The 15,557-nt window shown below is 36.0% G+C and carries 14 protein-coding genes; 6 read left to right on the forward strand and 8 right to left on the reverse strand.

The genetic code is table 11. The features are described from left to right. From ACJJVP_RS12190 to ACJJVP_RS12220, 7 genes are all read right to left on the reverse strand, one after another. Nucleotides 1-447 (reverse strand): FixH family protein, encoded by a 447-nt coding sequence (locus ACJJVP_RS12190; RefSeq protein ID WP_405414013.1) that lies wholly within the window; start codon nt 445-447, stop codon nt 1-3. Between the two features lie 18 nt (nt 448-465). Beyond that, nucleotides 466-1,884, reverse strand: a complete 1,419-nt coding sequence (gene ccoG, locus ACJJVP_RS12195) for a cytochrome c oxidase accessory protein CcoG (protein WP_405414015.1) — start codon at nt 1,882-1,884, stop codon at nt 466-468. Nucleotides 1,885-1,931: 47 nt separating this feature from the next. Beyond that, on the reverse strand, nt 1,932-2,888 hold the full coding sequence (locus tag ACJJVP_RS12200) for a cbb3-type cytochrome c oxidase N-terminal domain-containing protein (RefSeq protein ID WP_405414016.1): 957 nt from the start codon (nt 2,886-2,888) through the stop codon (nt 1,932-1,934). After that, on the reverse strand, nt 2,885-3,076 hold the full coding sequence (locus ACJJVP_RS12205) for a CcoQ/FixQ family Cbb3-type cytochrome c oxidase assembly chaperone (RefSeq protein WP_405414018.1): 192 nt from the start codon (nt 3,074-3,076) through the stop codon (nt 2,885-2,887). The genes ACJJVP_RS12200 and ACJJVP_RS12205 overlap by 4 nt, the downstream gene beginning before the upstream one ends. A gap of 12 nt (nt 3,077-3,088) precedes the next feature. Beyond that, on the reverse strand, nt 3,089-5,287 hold the full coding sequence (gene ccoN, locus ACJJVP_RS12210; RefSeq protein WP_405414019.1) for a cytochrome-c oxidase, cbb3-type subunit I: 2,199 nt from the start codon (nt 5,285-5,287) through the stop codon (nt 3,089-3,091). 2 nt (nt 5,288-5,289) lie between these two features. Continuing rightward, on the reverse strand, nt 5,290-5,499 hold the full coding sequence (gene ccoS, locus ACJJVP_RS12215) for a cbb3-type cytochrome oxidase assembly protein CcoS (protein ID WP_405414021.1): 210 nt from the start codon (nt 5,497-5,499) through the stop codon (nt 5,290-5,292). A gap of 285 nt (nt 5,500-5,784) precedes the next feature. Next, nucleotides 5,785-8,181: a heavy metal translocating P-type ATPase gene (locus ACJJVP_RS12220; RefSeq protein ID WP_405414022.1), complete on the reverse strand. Its 2,397-nt coding sequence runs from the start codon at nt 8,179-8,181 to the stop codon at nt 5,785-5,787. Between the two features lie 119 nt (nt 8,182-8,300). Between ACJJVP_RS12220 and ACJJVP_RS12225 the strand changes: the two genes are divergently transcribed. The 4 genes from ACJJVP_RS12225 to ACJJVP_RS12240 all read left to right on the forward strand — a co-directional run bounded on the left by ACJJVP_RS12225 (nt 8,301) and on the right by ACJJVP_RS12240 (nt 11,458). Next, the gene (locus ACJJVP_RS12225; RefSeq protein ID WP_405414024.1) at nt 8,301-8,990 is read left to right on the forward strand and encodes a Crp/Fnr family transcriptional regulator; all 690 of its coding nucleotides are present in this window, start codon (nt 8,301-8,303) and stop codon (nt 8,988-8,990) included. Nucleotides 8,991-9,070: 80 nt separating this feature from the next. Further along, complete coding sequence (locus ACJJVP_RS12230; RefSeq protein ID WP_405414025.1) at nt 9,071-9,943, forward strand: universal stress protein; 873 nt, start codon at nt 9,071-9,073, stop codon at nt 9,941-9,943. A gap of 119 nt (nt 9,944-10,062) precedes the next feature. Next, nucleotides 10,063-10,740: a ribose-5-phosphate isomerase RpiA gene (rpiA, locus tag ACJJVP_RS12235; protein WP_405414027.1), complete on the forward strand. Its 678-nt coding sequence runs from the start codon at nt 10,063-10,065 to the stop codon at nt 10,738-10,740. A gap of 22 nt (nt 10,741-10,762) precedes the next feature. After that, nucleotides 10,763-11,458: a VIT family protein gene (locus ACJJVP_RS12240; protein ID WP_405414028.1), complete on the forward strand. Its 696-nt coding sequence runs from the start codon at nt 10,763-10,765 to the stop codon at nt 11,456-11,458. Nucleotides 11,459-11,460: 2 nt separating this feature from the next. Here the strand turns inward: ACJJVP_RS12240 and ACJJVP_RS12245 are convergent, their stop codons facing one another. Beyond that, nucleotides 11,461-12,396, reverse strand: coding sequence for an alpha/beta hydrolase family protein (locus ACJJVP_RS12245; protein WP_405414030.1), 936 nt, complete (start codon nt 12,394-12,396; stop codon nt 11,461-11,463). 401 nt (nt 12,397-12,797) lie between these two features. Here ACJJVP_RS12245 and ACJJVP_RS12250 point away from each other — a divergent pair, with 401 nt between their 5' ends. Next, nucleotides 12,798-14,828: a transketolase family protein gene (locus ACJJVP_RS12250; RefSeq protein WP_405414032.1), complete on the forward strand. Its 2,031-nt coding sequence runs from the start codon at nt 12,798-12,800 to the stop codon at nt 14,826-14,828. Between the two features lie 55 nt (nt 14,829-14,883). Then, entirely contained in the window at nt 14,884-15,537 is a 654-nt protein-coding gene (gene fsa / locus ACJJVP_RS12255; protein ID WP_405414034.1) for a fructose-6-phosphate aldolase, read from the forward strand. Nucleotides 15,538-15,557 lie beyond the last annotated feature (20 nt).

Consider the following 15,557-nt stretch of genomic DNA (forward strand, 5'->3'; position numbering starts at 1 on the left):
TTAAAAGGTTATACTTTCTTTATGTAGATATTCTTTTCCAGCGTATTCCCAGAAAATTTTTATATCCCAGCGACCATCCAACAATTGATTGTCAGGTATGAGCAATTGTGAATTTGATAAATTAATGGGCAAATTAAAGTCCAAATTCTTGTTGGATGGTCTATATAGGGATACGATACCTTCTACATTGGTATCATCATAACCAGCGGGAAAAATTACAAGTAAACCCTCTGGAGATTTTTTAATATCTATTTGTGAAGCAGCAATACTGGCATTTCTTTCAGCATCTATTTCTTTCTGGTAGCCAAGTTCGGCTTTATAATATTCTTCAGTAACCAAATCATGGTTAGCATCATGACTGGTTGTCATTGTAATTACAAAAAACATAATAAAGCTAATGAATGCTACTATGGCAATTACAATACCGGTACCCCAATTAATCTTCATAATATTTCTATTTAAGCATTATTTATAACTACGCGGTGCTAAAAAGCGAGCGGTAGTGGTCTCTATTAACTTATCGTTACTGTAAACCCCAATTTTTAGATTGTTTTTATCGCCACTTAACGCAGATGCATTAATTTCAATAAAAAGTGTACCTTCTGCTAGTGCTTCTGGGGCAACATCAAAATTGTCAGTACGTACCAACTTAATTTCACCTTTTGGTGACATCAATTCAAAATGAACATCTACTACCGGTTTAGTGGTTTTGTTCAGTAATTTATAGGTGTATACATTACTAATGATATTACCTTCTTTGTGTTCGTAAAGCTGACCAGGTAATCGTAAAATATTAGCCTCTAAATCATTTCTCAAGAACATCATACCAACAAGAACGCCCGTTAATATTACCAGTACTGCAGTATACCCTTTTAAACGAGGCGTAAATTTAAATTTCTCTTTTTTGGTAATCTCATCTTCACTTGCATAACGAATCAAGCCTTTAGGTAGATTCACTTTTTCCATAATAGTGTCGCACTCATCAATACAAGCGGTACAGTTTACACATTCTAGTTGCGTTCCGTTTCTAATATCAATTCCTGTAGGGCAAACGTTTACACATTGATTACAATCAATACAATCGCCATTACCTAAGGCTTCACGATCTTCGTTTTTACGCCATTTTTTTCTACCGTTTTCAGCCTCGCCTCTTTCATAATCATAAGCAACTACAATAGATTTATTATCTAATAAAACCCCTTGCATACGCCCATAAGGGCAAGCTATAATGCATACCTGTTCTCTAAACCATGCGAATACAAAATAGAATACACCCGTAAAAATCAAGAGCGAAACCATAGTGCTTATATGCTGCGTAGGGCCGTCGGTTACATATTGAATTAAACGGTCACTACCAATAAGATAAGTAAGAAAGACATTGGCTATTATAAACGATATGATAAAAAAGATAAACCATTTTAGTACACGTTTACGAATTTTTTCGGCATTCCATTCTTGTCTGTCCAGTTTTATTTGAGAACCTCGGTCTCCATCTATCCAATATTCTATCCTACGAAAAACCATTTCCATAAAGATGGTTTGCGGACACATCCATCCGCAGAAAATACGTCCGAAGGCGACAGTAAAAAGGGCAATGAATACCACCCCAATGATCATTGAAATAACAAAGAGGTGAAAATCTTGAGGGTAAAAAGGAAATCCGAATATATTGAAACGTCTTTCCAACACATTGAACATCAAAAACTGATTACCATTTATTTTAATAAAAGGAGATGCGATCAAGAAAGTAAGCAGTGCGTAACTTACATACTTGCGATAGTTGTAAAGTTTACCACTTGGTTTTTTTGGAAATACCCAAGCTCGTTTTCCATCTTCTTTAATGGTACCGATTGAATCTCTAAAATTATCTTGATCTTGTGACATTGTTTCTCTCTTTATAGGCTTTGAGAGGTATTACTCTCTCACTGTACTCAGTTCATTGTAACCGCTGCAGAATCAATAACTACCTCTTTTGCTTCTACTTCAACCGGAGCTTCTTCTGCAGGCGCATTAGGGTCTACCCAAATATCACCTTCGGCAGCTTTAGGGTTTGCCGGCGTAGTACCTTGAAAACTTAGAACATAACTAGCCACCTGAGCAATCTCGGCAGGTTTTAAGTTCTGTTTCCAAGCGATCATACCTTTACCGTCACGACCACCTTCAGAAATGGTATGAAATACGTTTTTGATACCACCACCGAGAATCCAGTTTTGATCTGTTAGGTTAGGACCAATACCACCGCCACCATCTGCCATATGGCAAGCAACACAATTACTTTCAAAAATGCCTTTACCGGCACTAATATCAGATGCATCGGTCAATAATTCTACCGTATTGGCATCAACAAGACCTTTTGCTGTTTTTTTATAGGCTTCGATTTCTAACTGTGCGGCAGCAACTTCTTGTTCGTACTCTAGTTTTTGGTCGTAGTCATTAAATACATGAAAACGAAGCAAGTAAACTACACCAAATACAATAGATGCGTAGAACAAGTATACCCACCATGGTGGTAAATTGTTGTCAAGTTCACGAATACCGTCATAGTTATGGTCAAGAATAATTTCACCTTCTGCCTCCATAGGTTTACTGCCCAACATTTTGTTGTACATTTTTTTACCCCAGGTCCATTCCCATTTTTCTTCTTTGGCTTCTAAATAACGTAATTTCGCTTCTTCATCAAGCGTATTATAGAGTACATTTTCGATAGCTTGTACTATAAAGGCAATTGCTATCAAAAGCAATAAAATGAGTGCCATAAAGCCAAACATCATTGTAGGGTAGACCAAAAAGGCTGGTTGATCGCCGCTATCGATGTAAACTTCCATAAGTACAACGACCAAGAAAAAGGCCACTGTTATTCTTAACCACCAGGCTGTATTGTTTTTCATAATTGGTTGTTTTGTTGGTTATCTTCTTCTAAAGGCATTTCGCTTACTTCTTTAATGTATGATTTTGAGGCTGTAATTACCCACCAAAATAACAATGTGAAAAACACAAAGAAGATAAGTAATGATATCATGGGGTAGGTTGCTACGCCCTCTATAGTTTCCATGTAACCTTTTACAAATTTGAACATGATTTTTTCGTTTTAGTTATCAGATAATAATTCACCGGTTTCTTTGATCTTGATATCTGTACCTAATCGTTGTAGGTAAGCAATTAATGATACAATTTCACGGTCTCTCATTTCTATAAATTCTTCACCATTTTCTGCAGCATATTTTTTATCTGCTTCGTAAGATTTTGCAAAATCGGGATCACTATATAAGTTCTTCTCGATTTTCTCTGCTTGTGCATCCATAAGGGCATCGGCATTTGCAATTTCTTCTTCAGTATATGGAACCCCTAAAGTTACCATCGCTTCCATTTTGGTTTTTATATTGCTACGGTCATGCTCGTCGCGAACCAACCAGGCATAGGCAGGCATTATAGAACCAGATGAAGTACTTTGTGGGTCGTACATATGGTTTAAGTGCCAGTTGTCTGAGTATTTACCCCCAACTCTTAATAAATCTGGACCGGTACGTTTACTACCCCAAAGGAATGGGTGGTCATAAACGAATTCACCAGCCTTGGCATATTCGCCATAACGTTCTACCTCACTTCTAAAAGGACGAACCATTTGTGAGTGACAACTAACGCAACCTTCACGAATGTATAAGTCACGACCCTCTAGTTCTAAAGGTGTATATGGTTTTACACTCGTAATCGTTGGTATGTTGGATTTCACCAAAATGGTAGGTACAATTTGTATAAGACCACCAATTAAGATAGCTACAGTAGCCAAAATGGTTAACTGAATAGGCTTACGCTCTAACCAAGTATGAAAAGTTTCACCTGCAGTTCTTCGTTTAGAAACTGTAGTAAGTGCTGCTGCTTCTGCTAATTCATCTTCTATAATACTACCAGATTTAATAGTACGAACAACATTGTAAATCATAACACATGCACCAACAATGTAAAGGCTACCACCAATGGCACGCATCCAATACATAGGCATAATTTCGTGTACAGTTTCTAGAAAGTTACCGTAAACTAAAGTACCATCTGGGTTAAAATCTTTCCACATTAAAGCTTGCGTAAATCCGGCAACGTACATTGGTAGTGTATATAGAATAATACCTAGTGTACCGATCCAGAAGTGGAAATTAGCCAACCCAATAGAGAATAATTTATTCTTCGTCATTTTAGGTACTAACCAGTAAATCATCCCAAAGGTCAAGAAACCGTTCCAAGCTAAGGCACCTACGTGAACGTGAGCAATAATCCAATCACTAAAGTGTGCAATTGCGTTTACGTTTTTAAGGGAAAGCATAGGTCCTTCAAAAGTTGCCATACCATAACCGGTAATTGCAACCACCATAAATTTAAGAACAGGATCTGTACGTACTTTATCCCAAGCACCTCTTAAAGTTAGTAGACCGTTGATCATACCACCCCAAGATGGAGCCAGTAACATAATTGAAAAGGCTACCCCTAAATTCTGTGCCCAATCTGGTAAAGCAGAATATAATAAGTGGTGTGGACCCGCCCAGATATATATAAAAATCAATGACCAAAAGTGAACTATAGAGAGCCTATATGAATATACAGGTCTGTTTGCCGCTTTAGGTACAAAGTAGTACATAAGACCTAAGAAAGGTGTAGTCAAGAAAAACGCAACCGCATTATGACCGTACCACCACTGTACTAGTGCATCTTGTACACCAGCGTATACCGAGTAACTTTTTAATGCGCTAACAGGTAATTCTAAATTGTTGAAAATATGCAGTACCGCTACAGTCACAAAAGTTGCCAGGTAAAACCAGATAGCCACATAAAGGTGACGTTGTCTTCGTTTTATCATAGTACCGATAAGGTTAACACCAAAAGCAACCCAAATTACGGCGATAGCAATATCGATAGGCCATTCAAGCTCGGCATATTCTTTTGAGCTAGTATAACCTAGTGGTAGGGTAATGGCCGCAGAGACAATGATGGCTTGCCATCCCCAAAAATTAAGTTTACTAAGAAAATCGCTGAACATACGCGCCTTTAGCAAACGTTGGGTGGAGTAGTAGACTCCTGCAAAAATTGCATTTCCTACAAATGCAAAAATTACGGCATTGGTATGTAATGGACGTAAACGACCAAAACTTAACCACGATATACCATCGGTTACATTGGGGAAAATGAACATAAAGGCTAACAATAAGCCTACAGACATACCCACAATACCCCAAAACATAGTGGCATAAAGGAAATTTTTTACGATTTTGTTATCGTAATAAAACTGCTGTACTTCCATAATTATACTTGTTTATTTAGTTGGATTTTCTCTTGTTTAAACTCTTTGGTACCGGTTTTTTTGGTTTTTACCAGTTCATCTTCAAAAAGCATACGTACAGAAGGTGTGTAAGAATCATCATATTGCCCTTGTTTGACCGATACTATAAAAGCGACAAAAAATATAATGGCCACTACTAAACTTATACCTAGTAAAACATAAATAACACCCATACCTACCTGAATTATGATGTAAAAATAAGTGGGATGTAAACCTTAGAAAATGACAATTGTCATACTTTAAAAAATTTCTTAAAAAAGGTAAAAAGATGAGTTGGTTGTAAATTTATTTATCACCTATAAAGTACTGTTTTTGTTAGCTTTACGAATGTGTTGAGAAGAATGGTATGACTGAATAGATGTTAAAAAGATCAAAAAAAGATTATCGAAATTACTACATTATTACCAGAGCATTTCGTTCTATAAGTAATTAAAAAAACAATGTTACTTAAAACCGTTTTAAGGAAGTCTTTTACCAATGAGATTTGTCATTAGCGTAGTAAAAATAACGATGCTAATAGAGCTCAAAGGCATTAAAATGGCGGCTATTACTGGTTCTAACTGTCCGGTAATGGCAAAATAAAGCCCTATACAGTTATAAAGTAACGATAAAACAAAGCTCATTTTTATAATACGCATAGCTTTTTTAGAAGCAAGTATATAAGCGTATAGTTCCTTAAATTTAGAAGCATCTAAGATGGCATCGCAAGCAGGGGAGAAGACATTGATATTTTCAGATATGGCAATGCCTACGTTACTTTGTGCCAAAGCTCCGGCATCATTTAATCCGTCGCCTACCATTAAAACTTTTTTACCTTGTTCTTGTAACGATTTTATGAAGTCTAGTTTTGTTTCTGGTTTTTGGTTAAAATAGAGCGGCGTCAGTTTTGGTAACAATGCTTCTAAACGTTCTTTTTCTCCTTCATTATCACCTGAAAGTATCGCCAAATTCAAAGTCTCAGACATATTTTGAAACACAGAAGACAAGCCGTCACGATATTGGTTCTGAAAAACGTATCTACCTTTATATGTATTGTTAGCGCTAATGTAAATAGATGTATCCAAAAGATTATTAGTCTTACCTTTCCCTACAAAATTGGCAGAACCGATTTTCATATTGATATGGTCTTTAGAGCTTTCTAGACCCTTGCCGACATGCTCTTCATACTCATCTAAAGTAATGATATTCTGTTCTTTAAGTAAATCATATAAAGATCTGCTTAAAGGGTGGTTAGAGGCTCTGATGGTGTTCTTTAAAATTGACTCTTCTTCAGGGGTCAAAGGCATACCTTCATAATGTGCCGTGCTTTTTTGAGAAGTGGTAATGGTACCTGTTTTATCAAAAATGGCAGTATCAATTTTTGACAAACGCTCAATAGTTTGAGTGTCTTTTATATAGAATTTCTTCTTTCCAAAAATGCGCAACATATTCCCTAAAGTGAAAGGTGAGGCCAATGCTATGGCGCATGGGCAGGCGATAATCAATACCGCTGTAAAAACATTCATCGCTTTAGACGGGTCATAGAATAACCAAAAGGTAGTAGCGATAAAGGCAATGGAAAGTACAGCAATAGTAAAACGTTTGCCAATACTATCGGTCAGGTTTTGAAAAGCAGTGACTTTATCTGTTTTAAAAACGGCATTGCCCCATAACTGGGTCAAGTAACTTTGAGAGACCGATTTTAAGGCAATCATTTCAATTACACCGTTTAATTGTTTTCCACCAGCAAAGACCTGTTCTCCAATAACTTTAGAAACAGGTTCAGACTCCCCAGAAACAAAACTATAGTCAATTTGTGCGTTTCCGTAAACCAATGTTCCGTCAACGGGAATCATCTCTTCGTTTCTGATCAATATTCTATCGCCCTTTTTAATTTCTTGAACAGGTACGGTTTCTTCTTTACCTTTTAAATTTAGTCTGGTAATTGCAATAGGGAAATACGACTTGTAATCGCGCTCAAAAGATAAAAAGCTGTAGGTTCTTTGTTGAAAGAATTTACCTAGTAATAGAAAGAATACGAGTCCCGTGAGGGAATCAAAAAAACCGCTCCCCAAGTTAAAGGCGATGTCATACGTACTTCTTAGGAATAGTACTAAAATACCAAGAGCTATGGGTACATCTATATTTAAAAGCTTAGCTCGTAGTCCTTTGTATGCTGATACAAAATAATCCCACCCAGCATAGAAAATTACGGGTAGCGAAAAAATGAACATCATCCACCGAAATAAGTCTTGGTATTTGTTCAGCCAATATTCTCCACCAGAAGCGGCACTCGATCCCAAATCAAAATAATCAGGAAAAGAAAGAAACATAACATTACCGAAAGCAAAACCGGCAACACCAAGCTTATAAATTAGGCTTCTGTCAGATACTTTCTTTTTACCATCAAAATCTTCAAGTGAAATGTAGGGTTCATATCCAATTTTAGCTAATAACAATACTAGACTCTTTAAGCTGAAACCATCTTGTTTGTAGGTAACCCGAATTGTTTTTTTCGGAAAATCAACTTGAGAGTTCGTTACATGTTTGTTGAGTTTGTTCAAATTTTCTAAAATCCAAATACAAGAGCTACAATGAATAGTGGGTATATATAAATTGATGATTTGAATGTTACCATCATTGAATTCTGTTAGTTTAGCTATAATTTCTTCATTATCAAGAAAATCATATTTTCCTTCAATTGCCTTGGGGGTTGTACCTGCTGCAGCTTGTAGTTCATAATAATGCGACAAATCGTTTGATGAAAAAATTTCATAGACGGTCTTGCAACCTGTACAACAAAATGATTTTTCATCAAATGTTATAAGTTGTCTATCACAAGGATCTCCGCAATGAAAACAATCTTTTGTCTGCATATTTATAAACTATTCTAAGTATGCAAAGGTCAAAATCAAACCGTTTCTAAAACATGATAATTGTCAGTTTTTATCTTTACAAGCTTGTTTATTTTTGTTGAATATTAAATGAGTTAACCATGGAAAGTAGATGTGAGAATTGTATTATCAGGCAGTTTAATTCACTCCGTGCGTTAAATAAAGAGGAATTAAAAAAAGTCTCTGATGCAAAGATTTCTAAAAGAATTAAAAAAGGAGATGCTCTTTTTGTAGAAGGGCAAAAACTTGATGGCGTTTTTTGTGTAAGAGATGGTGTTTCTAAATTATCTAAGTTAAGCAGTAACGGTAAAGAACAAATTGTAAAACTGACCAATAAAGGAGAGATTATGGGTCAACGTTCTGTAATTGCAGAAGACTTTACCAATTTAAGTGCCACTGCAATTAATGATATGGAGGTGTGTTTTATACCTAAAGAGGTAATTTCTAACACACTTAATACAAATCCATATTTTTCATTGGAAGTTTTACGGCATATGGCTCATGACTTAAAAGAAGCTGATGATGTTATTGTAAACATGTCTCAAAAAACAGTTAAACAACGTTTAGCAGAAGCTTTTATCTATTTAAAGAAAAATTACGGGGAAGATGAAAATGGCTTTCTGTTACTAACATTAAGTAGAGATGACTATGCAAATATTATAGGGGCTGCCACTGAATCTTTAATTCGTATGATTTCAGAGTTTAAGAAAAAAAGATTGATAAAGACCGAAGGTAAAAAAATTGGCATTATAGAAGAATGTATGTTGCAAGAATTAGCCGATGGTTTTTAAATTATATTTTACTCTGATAAATGTCATAGTTTCAGTGTTGTAAGCAGACTACATTTATCATTAAATGCTATGCACCATTTATGAAAAACTTATTGATACCAACCGATTTTTCAATGGCAGCTTGGAATGCCATTAGGTACGCTCTAAATCTATTTTCTGAATCTGAATGCAAGTTTCATTTTATAAATGCATACACTCCAGAATTGAACAGCAATCGTTTGATGGCTGGAAGAATTTCAGATACATTGAATAATTGTTCAGCACAAATAGCATCTGAAAAAGGGTTAAAAAAAACAATTTCTAGAATAAAGAAAGAATATAATAATCCCTTACATAATTACGAATGTATTTCTAGTTTTTCTATGTTGGTAGATGAGGTCAAAGAAGTTGTAACATCACAACATATAGATCTAATAATTATGAGTGCTAGTGGAGGGGCAGATGATGAAACTATATTCTTGGGCAGAAATACGGTAAGAATTTTAAACAATGTAAATAAATGCCCTGTATTAGTAATTCCATCAAGGGTTGAATTTGAAAATTTAAGTACTATTTCAATCGTATCAGAGTACAGTCACTTATTTAATGGTATTGAATTAAATCCAATAGTGGAGTTAGCGCGATATTTTAATAGTACTGTACAGATTGGGAGTGTACAGAATACCACTTCTTATATTACCGAATTACAACACTTAAATCACGAGCTCATAAGTAAAAAATTAGGTTCTATATATCATAATTTCTTTAAATTAGAAACTAACAGTTCTTTAACATCAACTTTAAAAAAGTACGTTGATCAGACTAATTGTCAATTACTTGTTCTTTCAAATAATACAAATAGTTACTTAAGAAACTTATGTAATGATTTTATAGTTGGTAAGTCTAAATTTTGCTGTCATTTACCTATTCTATCATTACAATTAATTGAAAATAATATAAGTGTTAGTCAATAAAATCAATCTTATATAATGTTGTTTTCAGTATATAAATTCTAAAATTTAGTTTACGCTATTAACAATGCTATTGGTTATTCTAAATATCTTTAGCCTAAATAAACTTAACACAAATAAAAGTGAGCGCGGTAAACGAGAAAAAAGTAGCAGCATTAGAAGCGGTAAAGTATATAAAATCAGGAATGACAATTGGTCTGGGTACGGGTTCTACAGCATTTTATATGATAGAGGCAATCGGTGCAATGGTACAAAATGGAATGGAACTCAAAGCAGTAGCTACTTCTAACGAAACGGAAAAACTAGCAACTAAATTGGGTATTAACGTAATTACACTTGCTGAGGCAAAAAGGTTAGATGTAACTATAGATGGTGCCGATGAGGTAGACGAAAATTTTAAATTGATTAAAGGCGGAGGCGGAGCATTGCTACGTGAAAAAATCGTTGCCCATAATTCTGATTTAAATATTATAATTGCTGATTCTTCCAAGAATGTTACTAAACTGGGTAAGTTTAAATTACCAATAGAAACAATTCCGTTTGCTACGCAATTGATTACCGCAGAATTGGATGGTATGGGTTTGAGTCCCGTGCAGCGAATGAGGGGCACTGAAGATTATAAAACAGACGAGAACAATGATATTATTGATATCGATATTTGGAATACTGAAATAAAATTGACCGATCTTGAGCAACAATTAAAAACAATACCGGGTATTGTCGAAACAGGTTTATTCTTAACTACCACCAATTTGGTTATTATTGGTAATGGTGAAAATGCTATTGTTAAAAAAAGGTAGTGCTAACCGCCTGTAAAATGAAATGGGTATGCAAAACGAAAATCATTATGGAACACGCAGTGGCTGGCTAAGAGCTGCTGTACTTGGTGCGAATGATGGTATTCTGTCTACAGCTAGTTTGGTTATTGGTGTGGCTGCTGCAAGCACTACAAGAGAGCCCGTAATATTAGCTGGTGTTGCAGGTTTGGTTGCAGGTGCCTTGTCAATGGCAGCTGGCGAGTATGTCTCGGTAAGTTCACAAGAAGATTTAGAGAAGGCAGATTTGGCAAGGGAGAGTATAGAGTTAGAAGAAATGCCAGAAGAAGAATTAAAAGAACTCACTTTAATATATAAAGAGAGGGGGCTAGATGCAAATTTGGCTTTGCAAGTAGCAAGACAATTAACGGCTCATAATGCATTAGAAGCTCATGCGAGAGATGAGCTGGGTATTAACGAGGTTACCCAGGCACAGCCTTTATTAGCGGCATTATCATCTGGGGCATCGTTTATTTTCGGTGGTTTTTTACCGGTGTTAGTCGCTTATTTTGGACCATTAGAACATATGGAATATGTGCAATATGCCTTTGCAGTCATTTTTTTAGCAATTTTAGGGGCTATCGCCGCAAAAGCAGGTGGTTCCAATATTTGGAAAGCAATGATAAGAATAAGTTTTTGGGGTACTGTCGCAATGGTCGTAACCGCGGCGATAGGTCATTTATTCGGTGTAAATGTAGCTTAGCTTTATTCTTTATTTTTCAGTGGAATAGAAAGCGACTCAAATTCTTTCATATTAGCATTATCGCGTAATACATCTTCTAAAAATTCAAAAATGAATTCAGGAAATTTAAACCCTTTAGATGCCCATTCGTGTCCGCCTTCAGTATTGAAATACACTTTATAGCTTCCATTTACTTTAGATAATCTTTCGGCAATAGCTTTGGGTCCATTTATTTGTAAGTAGCCAACATCTGTTGGCTTGCAAAATCGATGTGGATTCGTGTCATAAGGCACCACGGCATCTTTAACTCCGTGAAAAAATAATAACGGTGTTTTATTAGTGGTATCAATATAATTGTCTTCTAATAAGGCGCCCGATATACTTACTATACCTGCAATTGTGGCATTGGGGTAAGGCAGTCTTTTAAAACGATAATCGTATCGCATGAACTGAAAATTCAATACAGTTTCGGCACCCGCACTACTACCAATTAAAAATATTTTAGAAGGATCGGCTTTAAACGGCAAAGAATCTTTAGTTAAGTAATTAATAGCCTTAGAGAGATCGGCAACTGCCTCGACGTAAGTGTCGATTTTTATAGATGCTGGGCAATCGCACCCAAAAGATTTTCCTTTTCTAGATAGTCTATAGTTTATAGAAGCTACATTAAACCCTTTAGTAGCTAGATAAGTACTAAGCCCTTTTTCATCACCACCATTCCGTTGACCCGCTGTAAATCCGCCGCCGTGTACTAAAACTACCGTAGGTTTTGGTTCGATGCTATTAGATGGAATACTATAAAAATCTAGTTGTAAAGTATCGGCATAATTATAGGTTTTCATTTGAACGGCATCAGGTAACTGTTGAGCATCTTGACCAAAAATAGGGTTCAAGTAAAGCAAGAAAGTGATAATTATGAGCGGGTTGTATGTGAAACGCGATGGAAATTTTAAAATCATAGCTACAATTGTGTGTTTTTAAGTATCCGAAGTAAACAGAAAACCTCTAAAACGTTACAAATTAAAAGTTGAAGCAGCTGTTTGTTAACGAATTAAAAGATTGGCATATTAATATCAATTTGAGAATAAAATAAACTTAGCGTGCAAATGTAGGTCGTAAGTAGCTTACTTTTAGTATTTAATGATACAATAAGGTCGTTTTGATTTAAAACAATGTTTCCGAAAACCCTTTCGAGAGAGGTATTGTGTTAATTAAGAAGTAATCAGCGGTTTAATACTTGAATACTATAGAATTATGTTAGTTGAAATATTTTAATTAGCGCCTATTATAAAGTATCTTTGGGGGAGAATTTTGTAGATAGTAAAATAAACACGAACCTGAAAAATAATCTAATAATATAATGAACAAGGAACTAGATCAATTAGCAGCCGACAATATAAGGGCATTAGCTGTAGCGATGGTAGAAAAGGCAAATTCTGGACACCCAGGTGGGCCAATGGGAGGAGCAGACTACATGCACATTTTATATTCTGAATTTTTCAACTACGATCCTTCTGATATGAAATGGCCTTTCCGTGACCGTTTTTTCATGGATGCAGGGCACTTATCTACTTTAATGTACGCTCAGTATTATCTTTTGGGTAATTACTCTAAAGACGATGTGTCTAATTTTAGACAATGGGGATCGGTAACTCCTGGTCACCCAGAAGTTGATGTTGCAAGAGGTATTGAAAATACATCCGGTCCTTTAGGTCAAGGTCATACCATGGGTGTTGGTGCAGCAGTAGCTGCTAATTTCTTGAAAGCACGTTTTGGAGATTGGATGAACCATAAGATATATGGTTTTATTTCTGATGGTGGTGTACAAGAAGAAATCTCTCAAGGTGCAGGTAGAATTGCAGGTCACTTAGGCTTAAGCAACTTTATCATGTTCTACGATTCTAACGATGTTCAATTATCATCTAAAACAGATGAGGTAACTTCAGAAGATACTGCCAAGAAATATGAAGCATGGGGATGGAAGGTAGTAACTATTGACGGTCATGATCATGATCAAATAAGAAAAGCACTTACAGATGCCAATGCAGAAACAGAAAAGCCAACTTTAATAATCGGTGAAACGATTATGGGTAAAGGTTGTGTAACTGCAGAAGGTACTCCGTACGAAGGGTATACAGAACTACACGGTAAGCCAATTGGCGATACAGGTGCAGATTATGAGAAAACTTTAGTGAATTTGGGTGCAGATGTAGATAACCCTTTTGATATCTATTCAAAAGTAGAGGAGTACTACGAAGGCATCATCAACAAGAAGAAAGACGAAGCACAGGCTAAGAAAAGAGAAATAGATGCTTGGCGTTCAGAAAATGCTGAGCTATCTGCAAAATTAGATGGTTTCTTAGAAGGTAAATTACCAGAATTAGACTTCAGTTCTGTAGCACAGAAAGAAGGTCAGGCAACACGTGCAGCTTCATCAAACGTTTTGGCTTACTTAGCGCAGAACGTAGAGAATATGATCGTATCGTCTGCAGATTTATCCAACAGTGATAAAACAGACGGTTTCTTAAAGAAAACCAGTGTTTTAAAGAAAGGTGATTTCTCTGGAGCATTCTTACAGGCTGGGGTTGCTGAATTGACCATGGCGACTATGGCAAACGGTATTGCGCTTCACGGCGGGGTAATGGCAGTAGTAGCAACATTCTTTGTATTCTCTGATTATATGAAGCCAGCCATTCGTTTAAGCTGTATTCAAGAATTACCGGTGAAGTTTGTTTGGACGCATGATGCCTTTAGAGTAGGAGAGGACGGACCAACACACCAACCAATTGAGCAAGAAGCTCAAATACGTTTGTTAGAGAAATTAAAGAACCATAGCCACGAGCAAAGTTTCGTAGCATTGCGTCCTGCAGATTCTCAAGAAACCAACGTAGCTTGGAAAATGGCAATGGAAAACCAAAAAACTCCTACCGGACTTATTTTATCTCGTCAAGGGATAAAAGATCTTCCAGCAAAGAGCGGTAACCGTTATGAGGAAGCATTAGGAGCAGAAAAAGGAGGTTACTTGGTACAAGAAGTAGCCGATCCAGATGTAATATTGATTGCTAACGGTTCTGAGGTTGCAACATTGGTAGCTGCAACAAAATTATTGGAAGAGAAAGAAGGTTTAAAAGTGAATATCGCTTCTATACCATCAGAAGGTATATTTAGACAACAGTCAGAAGCATACCAAGAAGCAGTGATTCCGCCAAACAAACCAGTATTCGGTCTTACGGCAGGTCTACCTGTAAACTTGGAAGGATTAGCGGGACCAAACGGAAAAGTATTCGGTTTAGAGCATTTCGGTTATTCTGCACCGGCAACGGTACTTGATGAGAAATTCGGATTCACCGGTGATCAAGTATATCAACAAGTAGTAGATTTTTTAAAGTAAACAATCTTTAGGGGGTGCCCAAAAGACATTCATAATAAATTTAAAATAAGACAAAATGAAATTTTTTATAGATACAGCGAATTTAGACGAGATCAAAGAAGCTCAAGATATGGGTATTTTAGATGGTGTTACAACAAACCCATCTTTAATGGCTAAAGAAGGTATTACAGGTGCAGACAACATTTTAGCACATTACAAGAAAATATGTGATGTAGTTGACGGTGATGTAAGTGCTGAGGTTATTTCTACAGATTACGATGGTATGATCGCAGAAGGCGAGAAGTTGGTTAAAATAAGCCCACAGATCGTAATTAAAGTACCTATGATCAAAGAAGGTGTAAAAGCAATTAAATATTTCTCAGATAAAGGGTATAGAACAAACTGTACGTTGGTATTCTCTTCTGGTCAAGCATTATTGGCTGCAAAAGCAGGTGCTACATACGTATCTCCTTTCATTGGTCGCTTAGATGATATCTCAACAGACGGATTAGGATTGATTGCTGATATACGTATGATCTATGATAACTACGGTTACCAAACTGAAATATTAGCAGCATCTGTACGTCACGTAATGCATATTATAGACTGTGCTAAAATTGGTGCTGATGTTATGACAGGTGGTTTAAGTTCAATTACTGGACTATTAAAGCACCCATTAACTGATAGTGGTTTGGCAAAGTTCTTGGCAGATTACCAAAAAGGAAACTAAATCGTAAGATTTAATCAATT

The organism is Maribacter sp. Asnod1-A12, from assembly GCF_045063735.1.
Lineage (GTDB): Bacteria > Bacteroidota > Bacteroidia > Flavobacteriales > Flavobacteriaceae > Maribacter.